The sequence below is a fragment of the Rahnella woolbedingensis genome, assembly GCF_003602095.1.
Classification (GTDB): Bacteria; Pseudomonadota; Gammaproteobacteria; order Enterobacterales; family Enterobacteriaceae; genus Rahnella; species Rahnella woolbedingensis.
The window spans coordinates 126,399-142,285 of record NZ_RAHH01000003.1 but is presented as its reverse complement, the minus strand read 5'-3'; the positions used below and the strand labels follow the sequence as shown (position 1 = coordinate 142,285).

General features: G+C 53.6%; 14 protein-coding genes. 7 read left to right on the top strand and 7 right to left on the bottom strand.

Annotation, left to right across the window (positions count from 1 at the left end; all coding sequences use genetic code 11):
• Window positions 1-77 precede the first annotated feature (77 nt).
• Window positions 78-2,132 carry a choline transporter gene (locus tag D6C13_RS03060; protein WP_120131370.1) on the top strand — a complete coding sequence of 685 codons (2,055 nt, stop codon included), beginning with the start codon at window positions 78-80 and terminating at the stop codon, window positions 2,130-2,132.
• A 55-nt stretch (window positions 2,133-2,187) separates the two neighbouring features.
• Here D6C13_RS03060 and D6C13_RS03055 read toward each other — a convergent pair whose 3' ends face one another.
• Entirely contained in the window at window positions 2,188-3,063 is an 876-nt protein-coding gene (locus D6C13_RS03055) for an alpha/beta fold hydrolase (RefSeq protein ID WP_120131369.1), read from the bottom strand.
• Between the two features lie 169 nt (window positions 3,064-3,232).
• On the opposite strand from D6C13_RS03055, the gene leuC reads away from it, so the two are divergent.
• Window positions 3,233-4,639 carry a 3-isopropylmalate dehydratase large subunit gene (leuC, locus tag D6C13_RS03050; protein WP_120131368.1) on the top strand — a complete coding sequence of 469 codons (1,407 nt, stop codon included), beginning with the start codon at window positions 3,233-3,235 and terminating at the stop codon, window positions 4,637-4,639.
• A gap of 10 nt (window positions 4,640-4,649) precedes the next feature.
• Window positions 4,650-5,258, top strand: a complete 609-nt coding sequence (gene leuD, locus D6C13_RS03045; protein WP_120131367.1) for a 3-isopropylmalate dehydratase small subunit — start codon at window positions 4,650-4,652, stop codon at window positions 5,256-5,258.
• A 34-nt stretch (window positions 5,259-5,292) separates the two neighbouring features.
• Here the strand turns inward: leuD and D6C13_RS03040 are convergent, their stop codons facing one another.
• The 5 genes from D6C13_RS03040 to D6C13_RS03020 form a co-directional block, all read right to left on the bottom strand.
• The gene (locus tag D6C13_RS03040) at window positions 5,293-6,207 is read right to left on the bottom strand and encodes a LysR substrate-binding domain-containing protein (protein WP_120131366.1); all 915 of its coding nucleotides are present in this window, start codon (window positions 6,205-6,207) and stop codon (window positions 5,293-5,295) included.
• Window positions 6,208-6,212: 5 nt separating this feature from the next.
• A complete protein-coding gene (locus D6C13_RS03035; RefSeq protein ID WP_120131365.1) occupies window positions 6,213-7,322 on the bottom strand; it encodes an endonuclease/exonuclease/phosphatase family protein in 1,110 nt (369 codons plus the stop codon).
• Between the two features lie 141 nt (window positions 7,323-7,463).
• The gene (eptB, locus tag D6C13_RS03030) at window positions 7,464-9,140 is read right to left on the bottom strand and encodes a kdo(2)-lipid A phosphoethanolamine 7''-transferase (protein ID WP_120131364.1); all 1,677 of its coding nucleotides are present in this window, start codon (window positions 9,138-9,140) and stop codon (window positions 7,464-7,466) included.
• 231 nt (window positions 9,141-9,371) lie between these two features.
• On the bottom strand, window positions 9,372-10,808 hold the full coding sequence (locus tag D6C13_RS03025; RefSeq protein WP_244212624.1) for a heavy metal sensor histidine kinase: 1,437 nt from the start codon (window positions 10,806-10,808) through the stop codon (window positions 9,372-9,374).
• Window positions 10,801-11,475 (bottom strand): heavy metal response regulator transcription factor, encoded by a 675-nt coding sequence (locus D6C13_RS03020; RefSeq protein ID WP_120131363.1) that lies wholly within the window; start codon window positions 11,473-11,475, stop codon window positions 10,801-10,803. The genes D6C13_RS03025 and D6C13_RS03020 overlap by 8 nt, the downstream gene beginning before the upstream one ends.
• A gap of 213 nt (window positions 11,476-11,688) precedes the next feature.
• Here D6C13_RS03020 and D6C13_RS03015 point away from each other — a divergent pair, with 213 nt between their 5' ends.
• The 3 genes from D6C13_RS03015 to D6C13_RS03005 are packed head-to-tail and all read left to right on the top strand — an operon-like array spanning window position 11,689 to window position 13,750.
• Entirely contained in the window at window positions 11,689-12,312 is a 624-nt protein-coding gene (locus D6C13_RS03015; protein WP_120131362.1) for a hypothetical protein, read from the top strand.
• 39 nt (window positions 12,313-12,351) lie between these two features.
• Window positions 12,352-12,993 carry a cytochrome b/b6 domain-containing protein gene (locus tag D6C13_RS03010; protein ID WP_120131361.1) on the top strand — a complete coding sequence of 214 codons (642 nt, stop codon included), beginning with the start codon at window positions 12,352-12,354 and terminating at the stop codon, window positions 12,991-12,993.
• Window positions 12,986-13,750, top strand: a complete 765-nt coding sequence (locus tag D6C13_RS03005) for a molybdopterin-dependent oxidoreductase (RefSeq protein ID WP_120131360.1) — start codon at window positions 12,986-12,988, stop codon at window positions 13,748-13,750. The genes D6C13_RS03010 and D6C13_RS03005 overlap by 8 nt, the downstream gene beginning before the upstream one ends.
• A gap of 97 nt (window positions 13,751-13,847) precedes the next feature.
• On the opposite strand, the gene ompX is transcribed toward D6C13_RS03005, so the two are convergent.
• Window positions 13,848-14,378 carry an outer membrane protein OmpX gene (gene ompX, locus D6C13_RS03000; protein ID WP_120131462.1) on the bottom strand — a complete coding sequence of 177 codons (531 nt, stop codon included), beginning with the start codon at window positions 14,376-14,378 and terminating at the stop codon, window positions 13,848-13,850.
• A 411-nt stretch (window positions 14,379-14,789) separates the two neighbouring features.
• On the opposite strand from ompX, the gene rhtA reads away from it, so the two are divergent.
• Window positions 14,790-15,776, top strand: coding sequence for a threonine/homoserine exporter RhtA (gene rhtA, locus D6C13_RS02995; protein WP_120131359.1), 987 nt, complete (start codon window positions 14,790-14,792; stop codon window positions 15,774-15,776).
• The last annotated feature ends 111 nt before the right edge of the window (window positions 15,777-15,887 follow it).

Here is a 15,887-nt window from a genome sequence, read left to right as displayed (position 1 = left end):
AATTTGTATGAATTTTGGAGTTGGTAAGAAGCCAATTTATTGAAAAATAGTAATTAATTAGAAAGACAGGGGAAACGATGGCGATTGCCGATACGACAGAGAAACAGAGCGAAAAACCTCGCGACCAGCTGAATAAGGTCGTGTTCTTCACCTCCGCAGGTTTGATTTTAGCCTTCACTTTAATGACCATTTTCTTCACCGATTTATCGGGAAAATGGATCAGTCTGACCCTCAACTGGGTGTCCGCCACATTCGGCTGGTATTACATGCTGGCGGCGACGCTGTACATCGTGTTTGTAGTGTTCATAGCCTGCTCGCGCTTCGGTTCGATCAAACTGGGTCCTGAACAATCCAAACCCGAATTCAGCATGATGAGCTGGGCGGCGATGTTATTTGCGGCCGGGATCGGCATCGATCTGATGTTCTTCTCAGTCGCCGAACCGGTGACGCAATATATGCTGCCGCCGGAAGGCAACGGCCAGACGCTGGAAGCTGCGCGACAGGCGATGACCTGGACGCTGTTCCACTACGGTCTGACCGGCTGGGCGATGTATGCGCTGATGGGGATCGCGCTGGGGTATTTCAGCTACCGCTATAACCTGCCGCTGACTATCCGCTCGGCGCTGTACCCGATTTTCGGCAAGCGCATTAACGGCCCGATTGGCCACAGCGTGGATATTGCCGCCGTGGTCGGCACCATATTTGGTATCGCCACAACGCTCGGCATCGGCGTGGTTCAGCTTAATTACGGACTGAAAGTGTTGTTCCACATTCCGGAAAACCTGACCGTTCAGGCGGCATTAATCCTGCTTTCTGTAGTGATGGCCACGGTGTCCGTCACCTCGGGCGTGAACAAAGGCATCCGTATTCTGTCGGAACTCAATGTGCTGCTGGCGCTGGGGCTAATTCTGTTCCTGCTGTTCTTCGGTAACACCGAATTCCTGCTCAATGCGCTGGTGCTCAACATCGGCGATTACATCAACCGTTTTATGGGCATGACGCTCAATACCTTTGCCTTTGATCGTCCGACCGAATGGATGAACAGCTGGACCCTGTTCTTCTGGGCCTGGTGGGTGGCATGGTCGCCGTTTGTCGGCCTGTTCCTGGCGCGTATTTCGCGCGGGCGCACCATCCGTCAGTTCGTGCTTGGCACGCTGATTATTCCGTTTGTCTTCACCCTGCTGTGGCTGTCGATTTTCGGTAACAGTGCGCTGTATCAGATCCTGCACGGCAATCTGGATTTCGCCAACGAAGTGATTGCGCACCCTGAACGCGGCGTTTACAGCCTGCTGGCGCAGTATCCCGGCTTTACGCTGAGTGCTTCCGTCGCCACCATCACCGGCCTGTTGTTTTATGTTACCTCGGCGGATTCCGGCTCGCTGGTACTGGGGAACTTCACCTCAAAACTTGCGGATATTAATAACGATGCGCCGAACTGGCTGCGGATTTTCTGGTCCGTCACTATCGGCGTGCTGACGCTGGGCATGCTGATGACCGACGGGATTTCCGCGCTGCAAAACACCACGGTGATTATGGGTCTGCCGTTCAGCTTTGTGATTTTCTTCATCATGGCCGGATTGTATAAATCACTGCGGATGGAAGATTACCGCCGCGCCAGCACCCTGCAAAGCCTGGCTCCGCTGCCTACGACCAGCGACGCAGCGCTGAACTGGAAACAACGTCTTTCTCGGGTGATGAATTACCCGGGCACGCGTCATACCCAGAAAATGATGGATACCGTCTGCCGTCCGGCGATGCAGGAAGTGGCGCAGGAACTGGAACTGCGCGGGGCGAGAGTGACGTTTAATGAGCATGAGCCACAGGAAGACGAGAAAATCGGGCCGCTGGAATTGCAGGTGGCGCTGGGGGAAGAGCAGAACTTTGTGTATCAGATCTGGCCGGTGCGTTATGCCGTCCCTGCCTTTACCTATCGTGCGCGTGCCGGTAAATCGCACTATTACCGTCTGGAAACTTTTCTGCTGGAAGGTACACAGGGTAATGACCTGATGGACTTCACGAAACATCAGGTGATCAATGACATTCTCGATCAGTACGAGCGACATCTGAACTTCCTGCACATTAACCGCGAAGCCCCGGGGAATACCCTGACCTTTCCGGAACAGACGGTCTGACCTTCGCTGACAAAAAACCCGCGTAATGCGGGTTTTTATACTTTAAAACAGTTGATTAGCGTAAAAACGGCAGCACTTTTTCCAGCAAAAGTTCCGGCTGTTCTTCGGCGATGTAATGTCCGCAAGGCAACGCCTCGCCCTGCACGTCTTCCGCCACCTTTTCCCACTCCGCCAGCGGCGCAAAACACTTGCCAACCGTGCCCTGCTCTCCCCATAGAACTAAAAGCGGGCACTTCACTTTGCGACCTGCATTCAGATCCACTTCGTCGTGTTGCAGGTCAATCCCTGCCGACGCGCGGTAGTCCTCGCAAATCCCGCGTGCCGTTCCATCCAGTTGCAGACAACGCAAATAATCTGCGTAAGCTTCTGCGGTGAAGGGCTGCATACCGGCGCTGCGGCTGCCCATCACACTGCGCAGATAGAGATCGGCATCGGCCATAATTAACGCTTCCGGCAGCGGTGCCGGGCGGATCAGGAAAAACCAGTGCCAGTAAGCGCGGGCAAAGGTTTCAGTGGTCTGGCGGTACATGGAAAGCGTCGGGGCGATGTCCATCAGCACCATTTTTTTGACGGCCTGCGGATGGTCCAGCGCCAGCCGGTGCGCCACACGGGCACCGCGGTCGTGAGCGATCACGCTGAACTGGCTGAAACCCAGTGCCGCCATCAGCTCAAACTGATCCTGCGCCATTTCGCGCTTGCTATAGCGCAGATGCCCGGCGTCCGGCTCCGGTTTGCCGCTGTCGCCGTAGCCGCGTAAATCGGCCAGCACCACAGTGAACTGAGAAAGCAGGTGTGGTGCCACTTTATGCCAGATAGCCTGGGTTTGCGGGTGTCCGTGCAGCAATAACAGCGGTTCGCCCTGCCCGGCAATGCGATAGGCAATCTCGGTGCCATTAACGGCCATCCGGCCCTGGGTAAAATGTTCAAACATGGGTTTCTCCTTTTTTAACCATCTTAGTCGCTGAGAAACCGGCAACAAGGCTACAAATGGAGATTGCTGCTTCACGGATCGTGTTTTAACGCTCCACACTCCACCCGTTGCCCGATACGCCTGAGTTTGCGACGCTGACGTTATCCACTTCGTTTATCAGGGCAATGCAATGAAGCCAAGAACGCTTTACGAAAAACATATCGACAGCCACACGGTGCGCACGCTCGACGATAAAGGCCACGTGCTGCTGTATATCGACCGGCAGGTGATCAACGAATATACCAGCCCGCAGGCCTTCAGCGGATTACGCGATGCAGGCCGCCGGGTATGGCGACCGGAAACCTCGCTGGCGGTGGTCGATCACGTGAATCCGACGGCGCCATTGCGTACCCGTCAGATGCCGGACGCCGGGGGGGCACGTCAGGTTTCTTATCTGGCGGAAAACTGCGAAGAATTTGGCATCGAGCTGTTCGATATTCTCGACAGCCGTCAGGGGATTGAACACGTTGTCGCGCCGGAACAGGGCTTTATTTTGCCGGGAATGGTGATTGCTGCTGGCGACAGCCACACCACCACTTACGGCGCGTTAGGCGCGTTCGGGTTTGGTATCGGCACCTCGGAAATTGAACATCTGCTGGCGACCCAGACGCTGGTCTATAAACGCCTGAAAACGATGCGGGTGACCGTTAACGGCACGCTCGCCAGAGGCATGACCGCCAAAGATGTGGTGATGGCGCTGGTGGCAAAAATCGGTGCAGCGGGTGCCACCGGTTATGCCATTGAATTCTGCGGCGAAGGTATCGACACGCTGAGCGTGGAAGGCCGTATGACGATTTGTAATATGGCAGTGGAAGCCGGAGCCCGTGGCGCGTTTATGGCACCGGACGACAAAGTATTTGATTACCTGAAAGACAAGCCGCGTGCGCCGAAAGGTCAGCAATGGGCAGATGCCGTGAATGTCTGGCGTGAATTACACAGCGATACGGACGCCGTTTTTGACCGCGAAGTTGAGCTGAGCGCCGCAGAAATCGCGCCGATGGTGAGCTGGGGAACCAGCCCGGATCAGGCGCTGGCAATAAGCGGTCAGGTGCCGGATCCGCAGGCAGAATCCGATGCCTCGCGCCGCAAGGATTTACAGCGCGCATTGCAATACATGGGCCTTCACGCCGGTCAGGCGCTGAACAGCATCCGCATAAGTCATGCATTTATCGGATCCTGCACTAACGCACGTATCGAAGACTTACGCGCTGCCGCCGAAGTGGTTCGCGGAAAAACCGTCGCACCGACCGTCCGCGCGATGATTGTGCCCGGTTCCAGCCAGGTAAGAGCGCAGGCCGAGCAGGAAGGTCTGGCGGAGATATTTACCCGCGCCGGTTTTGAATGGCGTCAGTCCGGCTGCTCGATGTGTCTGGCGATGAACGATGACGTGCTTTCGCCGGGCGACCGCTGCGCATCCAGCACGAATCGTAATTTCGAAGGCCGGCAGGGTGCGGGCGCGCGTACCCATCTGATGAGCCCGGCGATGGTCGCTGCCGCTGCGATTTCCGGTCATCTGACCGATATCCGGGAACTGTAAGGAGAATAAAATGCAGGCTTTTAACGTATTAACCGGCGTAGCTGCGCCGTTGCCCGCCGCCAATGTCGATACCGATGTGATCATGCCGAAGCAGTTTTTAAAAGGCATCGACCGCAGCGGGTTAGAGGGTGGAGTGTTTTTCGATTTGCGCTTTCTGGCGGATGGTTCACCGGATCCGGCTTTTATCCTCAATGAGCCTGAATGGCAGAACGCCAAATTCCTGCTGGTCGGGCCGAACTTCGGCTGCGGTTCCAGCCGCGAACATGCGGTATGGGGATTAAAACAGCTGGGGATCCGTGCGCTGATCGGCACGACATTTGCGGGGATTTTCTTCGACAACTGCCAGCGTAACGGCGTGCTGACGGTACAGCTGAGTCCTGAACAATGGGCACAGGTCGCGCAGGCAGTGACGCGCGCGGACAACAACGAAATCACCGTCGATTTGCCGCAGCAAAAGATTATTTTGCATCACGACAAAGTGATTGATTTTACGATTGATGAGCTGAGCAAACTGTCATTACTTAACGGGCTGGATGCGGTCGGTAATACGCTGCGTTACAGCGACGATATCCGTCAGTTTCAGCGATCACATCTGGCAAACAATCCGTGGCTGGCCTGAACTGCCGTGTCATAAGCGCCGTGTAAAAACGGCGCTATGTTAGTAACTGGCTGAACCGCTGCTGAAGGAATTCGACGCAAACCCGCAGTTTGGCGGAATCCGCAAGACGCGTCGGATACACCGCCCACACGCTGGCGGGCTGGCTGACGCCTGGCAATATCTGAATCAGTTCGCCGCTGGTGAGATACGGCTGCACGTCCCATTGTGAGCGTAAAATAATGCCGTGATTTTTCAGCGCCCACTGCAAAACCACTTCGCCGCTGTTCGATGAAAGCGCGCCTTTTACCCGCACGCGGTGCTCGTGGCCGCCAGCGGTGAGCGGCCAGATGCCAAACAGATTGTCGCGCTCTTTGAGCACCAGACACTGATGCTGCGCCAGATCATCCGGTGTTTGCGGAATGCCATGCGCGGCCAGATACGCCGGAGAGGCACACAAAATACGCTGATGCTGCGCCAGCTTTTTGCCGATGTGCTGCTCGGGAATATCGTCACCCACCAGAATTTCCAAATCGATTCCGTCAGCGACCAGATCCACCACGCGGTCGAACAAATCCAGCCGCAGATTGAGCAGCGGATACCGCTCCGCCAGTTCAGCCACGGCTGGCGCAACGTGACAACGTCCGAAGCCGAACGAACTGCAAATATGCACATTGCCACGCGGTTCGGTGCGTGAGTCCGACAAATCACCGATAAACTGATCGAAGTTATCCAGAATTTGCAGCGCCCAGCGACGGGCCCTTTCGCCCTCGTCCGTCAGGCGTACACCGCGTGTTGAACGGTGCAGCAAACGGGCATTCAGTGACTCTTCGAGGATCTGAATCCGCTTACTGACATACGCCGGGGACTGACCGAGTTCTGTTGCCGCAGCGGCAAAACTTTGTTTATTCACCACCGCCAGAAACACCCGTAAATCTTCCGCCAGCGGCAGGCGGTCGCGCTCACTTGTCATGTTGATTACCCGCAGACAGGCATGTTGAGTTTTTCTGCCCGGTGTACGTCAGTGCTTTTCACTCCGGCACTGGTCAGCTTTTCTTCCGCTTCTTCGAGGTCTTCCTCGTCGATTTCCAGCGATTCCTGATCTTGCCCTTCGCAGGGTGTCAACGCCAGTTCCACCAGGATCGGGAAATGGTCTGAACCCATAAATCCGAGACGCTGAAGACTGACCAGAGTGAAATCTTTGCTATGAAAAACGTGGTCCAGCGGCCAGCGCAGGAACGGATAGCTGGCGTGGAAAGTGTTGAACATCCCCCGGCCACGGCGCGGATCCAGCAGGCCGCTGATTTTCATAAACAGGCGCGTGGTGCGCGACCATGCGACGTCATTCAGGTCTCCGGTCACAATCGTCGGATAGGTCGCTTTGGCTGCCGTATGACCAACGGCCACCAGTTCACCATCGCGGTCAGTGGATTCGTCAGCTTCCGTCGGGCTTGGCGGCATCGGGTGCAGGCAGTGCATCACCACCTGCTCGCCGGAAGGCAATTCGGCACGAAAATGCATCGACGGAATATCGTTTGCCACCAGAAATTGAATTTTTGCCGAATGCATCGGCAGGCGGGAATAGACGTGCATGCCGTAGAGATTATCCAGCGGACAACGCAGGCTGTGCGGGTAATCCGCATCCAGCACCGCCATCTGATCTTCCCACCACTGATCGGTTTCCAGCAATACCAGTATATCCGGCTGATGCTGGCGAATTTGCTCAATCAGCAGACCGGCTTTGCGGTTAGTGGTCAGCACATTGCTGTTCATGATTTTGATACGCGAATGACTGCCGGAGGCGGTTTTCTTCACCTGCACCCGGTAAAAAGGGGTGTAAGGCAAAATCCACCAGCTCTGATAGGCCATACAGCCCACGGTCAGAACAATAATAATGCCTTCCGTGAGGTCACCATAAGGCAGGATAAGTAGCTCAGTCACCAAAAACAGCAGGCATAACGCCGCCATCTGTAATCGCGGAAAATCCCAGACACGTACCCACCAGCGCTGATTGCGCGAAAAAGGCAACAGCGTGAGCAACGTCATAATGATTGTCAGGACACAGAGAGTGATTCGTAATGCTTGCATCGGTTATCGGCCCTGATAAAAAAAGCAAAAAGAATACCTTAAAGGCGTGTTAAGCAATTGTGACTCAAAAAAGGGGCATCGACCAGAAGGAAGTCGCCGCCCTTCCCGTTGATCGGAAAAAGGCGGCATTTTTAGCGGGAATTATTTTGCGGCAGCAGCCTGATCAGGCACATGGCACCAGTTATGTTGCTCGACTATCCCGCCATTTGGCGAGGTGTAGCCGATACAGCCGAGAATGGTGTCGTACAGTTTTTCATGGAAAGCCGGTTTCTTCTCAGCAGCCATTTTTTGCAACTGTTCAAAGCTGGCTTTGTTCTGATCGTTAGACAGGAATTTGTCAGACGCCCAGACCATGATCGGCACAGTACGCTGTTCAATCGGCGCATGATCGCGCGGTGTGCCGTGGAAGTGCATACTTTTGGAAATCGACTCACCGTGATCGGAGGCATAAAACACAATCGCATTTTTATCGCGCAGCTGGTCAAAGACCTGCGACAGGAAATAGTCGGTATACAGCAGCGAGTTGTCGTATGCGTTGATCATCTCTTGTGTAGAACAGGAATCATCAATGCCCATACATTCCGGCTTATATTTGGCGAAAGAACGCGGATAACGGTCGGAATAAAGATAATGCGAGCCTTTGGTATGCAGAATAATCAGATGTTTACCCTGCGGATGATTGTTCATCGAATCTTTCATTTCATTGATGAGCAGCATGTCATCCACCGGCTTACCGGCGTTACGCTTTTCAGAGGCAATGTTTTCACGCAGTGAGTAATCATCAGCGCGGGTTTTATTGTAGAACCACGCTTCGCTTTGCATGGAATACAGCTCAGAGCTCCAGCCGTTGCTTTTCAGCACAGAAAACACGTTGGCTTCTTTCAGGGTTCGTTGCGGTTCTTCGGAAGCGCCGCCTTCACGCACAAACATACAGCGCAGGGAAAGTTTGGTCGCGGTATCGCAGGAATATCCCTGCAACGCGACCAGATTTTTCTCTTTGTCGAGATTCGGTGTGTTGTCGCGGTCGTAGCCGTACAAGCCCATATGGTCGCGACGCGCACTTTCGCCAATCACAAAGACCACATACATATCTTTGGCATCAGCAGGGGCGGTGTAGGTGAAGTGTTTGGCCGGATCGAACAGGTTTTTGGTGTCTTCCGCCTGGCTGTAACTGCTGTAGGTGTATAAACCCAGTGCCGAAAGCCAGTTCGACGGCGAATACGTCCCTGCGACCACGCCGCCATAACTCGCCATCATGCGGTTATTAACGATATCGTGGCGATCCTGCACTTTGCCCATCAGGCGCAGCGGCATATAACAAATCAGCCCGGAAACCGCGAGCAGCATGGTTCTCACTGCCAGCTTTTTAAAGGTGGTTTGTTTGAGCGATGCACCCGGCATTCTGCTCAGCCACAGCAGCAGAACGGGGATCAGGCTGACCAGCACCGTCCAGACGATAAAGTGCGTACCGACAGATTCTTTCGATAAATCAATCGAGTCCGAGGCCAGCGCCGCCGCCAAAACACCGTAACCGATATCGACGTTGAACAGGATCATGTAATAGCTGGCAGCAGCAGAGGAAATAACAATGGCCGTCATCAGCACACGGAAAACGGTTTTTCCGGTATAGGACAACAACATACAAAGGAAGTAGACCAGCGCGAAACAGGCGATCGCTTCAACAGCAATGGACAAGGCATTGTCATAATGCAGTTGCTCGAAACGACGGAAGAAAATCGGAAGGTTCAGTAAAATCCCAAGATAAAGTGCAATGAACAAAGAAATGCTCTGTTGCGAAAGTGATCGTAATTTTTGCATTAGAAATAAATGGCTCTTTTGTGAGTCTGTTTACGTCATAAAGACCGCTCGTACCGGAGGATGGAACCTGCTCCTTAGGATAAATCAGACCCCGGGACGCGTATAATCGTTCAAACTGATTCATAACTTCCAATGTGATAATGTTACAAAATTAACGAATTTCTTATGTTTCAATGTAATAGCAATGTCGGTTTCATACTTTTCTGACTCATTTTGGAACTTGTTGAGCGATTATTGAGAAAGTTTGTGATCGGCTGATGGAAAGGACAGCGTGAAACGCGTTTCTCCCTGCGCTGAACTTTCTACACTCACACTGCCCTGATGCAGCGCCATAATGGCCTGAACTATCGATAAACCGAGCCCGCTGGAACTGCCGCCTTCACTGCGCGATGCGTCAGCGCGATAAAAACGGTCGAACAGTTTTCCGAGCTTGTCCGCAGGGATCGGGTCACCCTGACTGATCACGTGGATGTTCATGCCTTTGTTGTGAGGTTCGGCGCGCAACACAATTTCGCTTCCTTCCCGCCCATAACGCACCGCATTAGCCACCAGATTGCTCAGCGCCCGCTGAAATAAAATCGCATCGGCCTGCAATATTCCACGCCCGGCACCGTGAAGTGTCATTTCACGCTCTTCCGCCAGCCCTTCAAAGTATTCCTGAATGCGCGTAATTTCCGATGAAACATCAATACTGGTGATGGTGAGAACCGATCGCGCATCCGAAGCACGCGCCAGGAACAGAATGTTTTCAACCATTCGCGAGATGCGTTCCAGTTCTTCCATGTTATTTGCCAGCAGCGTTTCATATTCTTCCACCGTGCGTGGCTGATACAGCGCCACCTGACAATGCCCCATCAGCGCCCCCACCGGTGTGCGGATTTCATGGGCCAGGTCAGCAGAAAACTGCGTCAGCCGCTGATAACCTTCCGCCAGCCTTTCCAGCATGTCGTTGAAAGAAAGGATGAGCTGCTGTAATTCCTGCGGCGCTTTGTCGGTGCTCAGCCGTGTCGATAAGCTGGCCGGATGGATCTGCGTTGCCTCCCGCGCCATATTACGCAGTGGTCTTAATCCGCGACGGATAACCAGATAACCCAGCGCCGCTATCAGCAGATACGCAAACAAAACTGCGCCAATAATTTCCCAGCGGAAGGTTTCTAAGAGACGCGATTCTTCAGTCATAAAATGGGCGGCGGTAATTTCGACGGTTCGCCCGTCCTGAATTTTCACCGCCGCACGGGCAAAGCGCACCGGCGTACCATCCGGTGCGCTCAGCGCGTGAACCGTTTGCAGCGTTAGCGGCTGACCGTCCGGCACCGGCGCAACGGGCGGGATGACCAGACGGGAAGGATTGACGTTGATAAGCGGCGCCTGACCGGTGAGGCTGAAGGTCAGAATGTCGCGTTCATTACCGAGCATGTTTTCGAACAGGCCGGGATTACGGGTCAGCTGCGACAGCGGAAATTCGTCCGCCAGCAGATGGTGAAAATACTGTACGCGCCCGCTGACCTGATAATCCGCACGGCGCACCAGCTCTTTCCCCATCGAGTAATAGAGATAAAAGCCTACGGCACTGACCACCAGCGAAGCGATCAGCGCAAAAAGTAACGTGGCGCGCAGGGTCAGTGACATGGCCCGGACAGGTGTTTTAACAGCGCTAATATCAGACATTGCGCACCTCACAGACGTAGCCAATGCCGCGTACGGTGTGGATCAGTTTCAGCTCAAAGGCGCGGTCAACTTTGGCACGCAGACGTTTGATGGCGACATCCACCACGTTGGTGTCGCTGTCGAAATTCATATCCCATACCTGCGAGGCGATCATGGTGCGTGACAGCACTTCGCCCTCACGGCGCATCAGCAGCTGTAACAACATGAATTCTTTATTGGTCAGCGCGATGGTCTGATCCTGACGGGTCACGCGGCGGCGCAGGACATCAAGGTTAAGGTCAGCAACGGAGTAAATATCCGGCTCGCGGGCGGCAGGACGGCGCAGCAACGTGCGGATGCGCAATACCAGCTCGGTAAAGGAGAACGGTTTGATCAGATAATCGTCAGCGCCCAGTTCCAGCCCGTGAATGCGATCCTGCACTTCATCGCGGGCCGTCAGAAACAGCACCGGCACGTCGCTTTTCTTGCGCAGGACTTCCATCACCTGCCAGCCGTCGAGGCCGGGCAGCATGACGTCGAGGATCACCGTGTCATAGCCTTCTTCCAGCGCCAGAAACAGGCCGTCGGCTCCGTTACGCGCCAGATCGACGCTGTAACCGGCTTCGGTCAGCCCTTTTTTCAGGTAATCGCCCGTACTGACATCATCTTCAATCACCAGTATCCGCATTCAGGCCCTCAGCGCCGCAAGACCATTCTCCCAAAGAATGATTCACAGGCAAGTTTATCAGTTTCGCCAGACACCTTTGATGACAATTTTGTCATCAATTTGTCATCAGCCGATCCCGGTTTATCGTCCACTCTTAATGAAGTTATTCATCACTGTCAGGTTCAGTGATTCTTTTAACCAAATGAAATAACGCCGGAAACTGGAGATTTAAAAATGAATACCACCAAACGTCTTGCGGGTTTGTTACTGGGTTCTCTGCTGATGAGCAGCACAATGGCAACGGCTTTCGCCGCCGATAACGTGATCAAACCGACGCGCGGAACCATCGATTCCGTTAATGACTCATCCGTACAAATCACCACCCGTCAGGGCGAAAAACTCGACGTTAAGCTCACCGACAAAACCCGCATCAACTCCGTCACCAAAGGCCAGATCAGTGATATCAAAGCTGACAGCTTCATCGGCACAGCCGCCGTGCCACAAGCGAACGGCACGCTGAAAGCGCTGGAAGTTCACGTATTCGCGCCAAGCCTGCGCGGCAGTGGCGAGGGTTTCAACCCGTTTGAATCGCCGGACGGCAAAATCAACACCATGACCAACGGCACCGTCGGCAAACTGGTTAACAGCAATGGCCGCACGCTGACCGTTAAATACCATGATGCAGAGAAAACGGTTGTCGTTCCCGACGATGTCCCAGTCGTTCTGCTGGCGCCGGGCGACCGCAGCCTGCTGAAACCGGGCACCAAAGTCGTACTGTTTGCGATGAAAGATGACAAAGGTTCCCTGGTTGCACGCGGCATTTCTGCGGGTAAAGACGGCGTCACGCCACCAATGTAATCCGGCCTGACGGCCTTACCGGACAACAGGAGTTTTTCCGTGAAACCTCAGCCCTCTCCCCTTCGAAAACGCAGGGTGCATTCCTGGCCGGTGCGCATTTGTCACTGGATCAATCTGCTGGCCATGATCGGCATGGTCATGAGCGGCTGGGGGATTTATAACGCCGACCCGATTTTCGCGTTCACCTTCCCGCAAAACACAACTCTCGGCGGCTGGCTGGGCGGTAACATCGCCTGGCATCTGGCGGTGATGTGGCTGCTGGCAGCTAACGCCCTTTTCTATATTCTGTGGAGCTTTTTCAGCGGCCATTTCAGACGCGATTTCCTGCCCTTTTCACCCGGTTCCGTCTGGCGCGATACCGTTCGTGCGCTGACATTCAAACTTCCCCACAAACTCGGGCAGTACAACGCCGTACAAAAACTGATGTACAGCGGCGTTCTGGTGCTCGGCGTATTGCTTTTGCTTTCCGGATTATCCATCTGGAAACCCGTGCAGTTCAGCGGGCTGGTGTGGCTGTTCGGCGGTTTTGATATCGCGCGTTATGTGCATTTTTTTGCGATGAGCGGCGTGATGCTGTTCGTCATTATTCACGTACTGATGGTTCTGCTGGTGCCTAAAACCTTCGTGGCGATGCTGACCGGCGGCAAAAAGATAAGTACGGAGGAAAGCGCCGATGAGTGATAAATCACGCCGGCCAAAAATTATTCTTGAGCCCGATCAGCGCAAACAGCTGGTCAATATTCAGCGCCGAATGTTATTGCGTTCAGGTCTCACGTTAGGCGCGGTTTCGATGCTGACTGGCTGTAATCTGCAAGACGGTGACGAGGTCGATAAAGTGCTGTGGGCGATGTCACGCTGGAATGATCGCGTGCAGGGCTGGCTGTTCAGCGGCCAGAAACTGGCACAAACCTACCGCGCCGACCAAATCACCACGCCGTTCAGGTTCAATGCCTATTATCCGGAATATAACGTGCCGGAGATCGACATCCCCAATTACCGGCTGGAAGTCTCCGGTCTGGTACAAAAGAAAGCCCCGTGGACGCTGGAACAGTTGCAGCGACTGCCGCAGGAAAGTCAGATCACCCGTCTGATTTGTATTGAAGGCTGGAGCGCCATCGGGCAGTGGAAAGGCGTGCCGCTGAAAACGTTTTTACAGCACGTCGGCGCGGATCTGACCGCTAAATATGTCGGGTTTAAATGCGACGACCGCTACTATTCCAGCATCGATATGGCGACGGCGCTGCATCCGCAAACCATTCTGGCGCTGGATTTCGGCGGTAAGCCTTTGCCTCCGGATTTCGGTTATCCGCTCCGTCTGCGGATGCCCACCAAGCTCGGCTTCAAAAATGCCAAGCACATCGGCGCGATTTTCGTCACCAACGAGAACCCCGGCGGCTACTGGGAAGATCAGGGCTATAACTGGTATAGCGGGATTTGATGAACATCCTGATATGACAGCCATAAAAAAACCGCTCAATTGAGCGGTTTTTGTTTTCGCGGTTGTGTAACGGCAAAGCGTTACGCAGGGCGAAGAATTAGAAGCTGTAACCCACGCCTGCGATCCAGGTACCAACATCAACACTGCGGATGCGGGACTGTTCGTAGGAAACGTCAAGAGCAACGTTTTTGATTGGGTTGAACTGCATACCAGCACCGTAAGAGAAGCCGTAATCGCTGCTGTCAGACTTTGAACGGTCAGCGGTTGAAGCCGTGTTTTCGGTGTACTGGAATTTACCGTAACCCACACCTACAACACCGTAGATGGAAGCCCAGTCATTCAGACGGTAAGCAGGACCTGCAGTGATGCCGTAGTAAGAACCTTTACGGTAGTCACCCGATGCCGGAGTGCTGTCATCTTCGATGTAAGTGAAAGAACCGATAACGCCCAGCGGGTTGTTATCTTGTTCCCAGCGGTATTTTAAGTTGAAGCCGTTTGCTTTGTTAGCAACGCCTTGCATATCACCCTGAGCATAACCAGCGGTAACGGTGCTGGTGTCAGCGAATGCGCTTGATGCGCCCAGTGCTACTACGCAAGCTAATGCGGAAAGACATGCGATTTTTTTCATCGTAACCACCTCAAATGAGAAACCAAAGTAACCTTCACGTTCGAAAATATAACAAAAAACAGTGTGAAACTCTGCCTCAATTAAGATGTCCAAAGCATCATATGGTGTAACAGGAAGTTTCCAGTACTACCTATTTCATTCATTTTATTGGGATTTTCGTCACATAAACTATAAGTTAAACTTATTGAACTTTTTGAAATTAGCAGATAATTCCTAATTAGATGGACAAAAAACGGACACTTTTCAGGCGTTTTTTCGCTTCTTTTAAAAAAACACGTTCTGAAAAAAACTTTTTTTCAGGATTTTTTCTCTCCCGTTTTCCCTCTACACTGACCGTGCTTTACCTTTCTTTTCAAAACTATAAATCTAAAAGATTCTGTATTAATGGAATCACCTCAAAAGGCTCAAAGGATGACTCATTCAGGACAGAATTCGCCGCAGGAAACGCAGACCGCTCTGCCGCCTGCGACAAATAACAACAGCCCTCCGGTTCCGGCTTTACCTAAAAAATCATCTCCCCTGGTGGCGATCCTGTTGCTGCTGGTAGCCATGCTTTCCTTGCAGGGCGGCGCGTCACTGGCCAAAACGTTGTTCCCGGTAGTCGGGCCGCAAGGCGTCACCGCGTTGCGACTGGGTATCGGCTCGATTTTGTTATTACTCTATTTCCGTCCGTGGCGCCTGAAAATGCGCGGCGGCAATCTGCGATCCTTGCTGATGTATGGTCTGGCACTGGGCTGCATGAACTACTCCTTTTATCTGGCGCTGCGTACCGTGCCGCTCGGCATTGCCGTTGCACTGGAATTTACCGGCCCGCTGGCCGTCGCCATGTTCTCTTCGCGCAGACCTGTTGATTTTGTCTGGGTGGTGCTGGCTGTCACCGGATTACTTTTCCTGCTGCCAATCGGGCAAAGCGCGGGCGGTGTTGATCTCAAAGGCGCCTGTTTTGCCCTGATTGCGGGCGCGTGCTGGGCGATTTACATTCTTGCCGGACAACGTGCAGGCAGCAGCTATGGCCCCGGCACCGCCGCGATGGGCTCGCTGATTGCCGCACTGATATTCTTCCCTATCGGTGTCATCCAGGCGAAGACGTCTATATTCAGCTGGGAAATCCTGCCGCTGGGCCTGCTTATCGCCCTGCTCACTTCGGCTATCCCTTATTCACTGGAAATGATGGCGCTGACCAAATTACCGGCCAAAACCTTCGGTACGCTGATGAGCATGGAACCGGCGATGGCGGCGCTTTCCGGCATTATCTTCCTCGGCGAGTTCCTGACGGGCACACAGTGGCTCGGACTGGCGGCCATTATCGCGGCATCGGCGGGTTCGACGCTAACGCTTCAGCGGAAAACGAAAATAGAAACGGTCGATATTCCCGGCAATAATCCTTCCGGCAAGTAATCTTTCCTGTAAAAATTCCGCCCCTGCCAGTTAAAAAAGCCACGTTCAGACGACGTGGCTTTTTCTTTTCTCTTTTTTATTCCCTGTTTATTCTTTTCTATCAACAGGTTG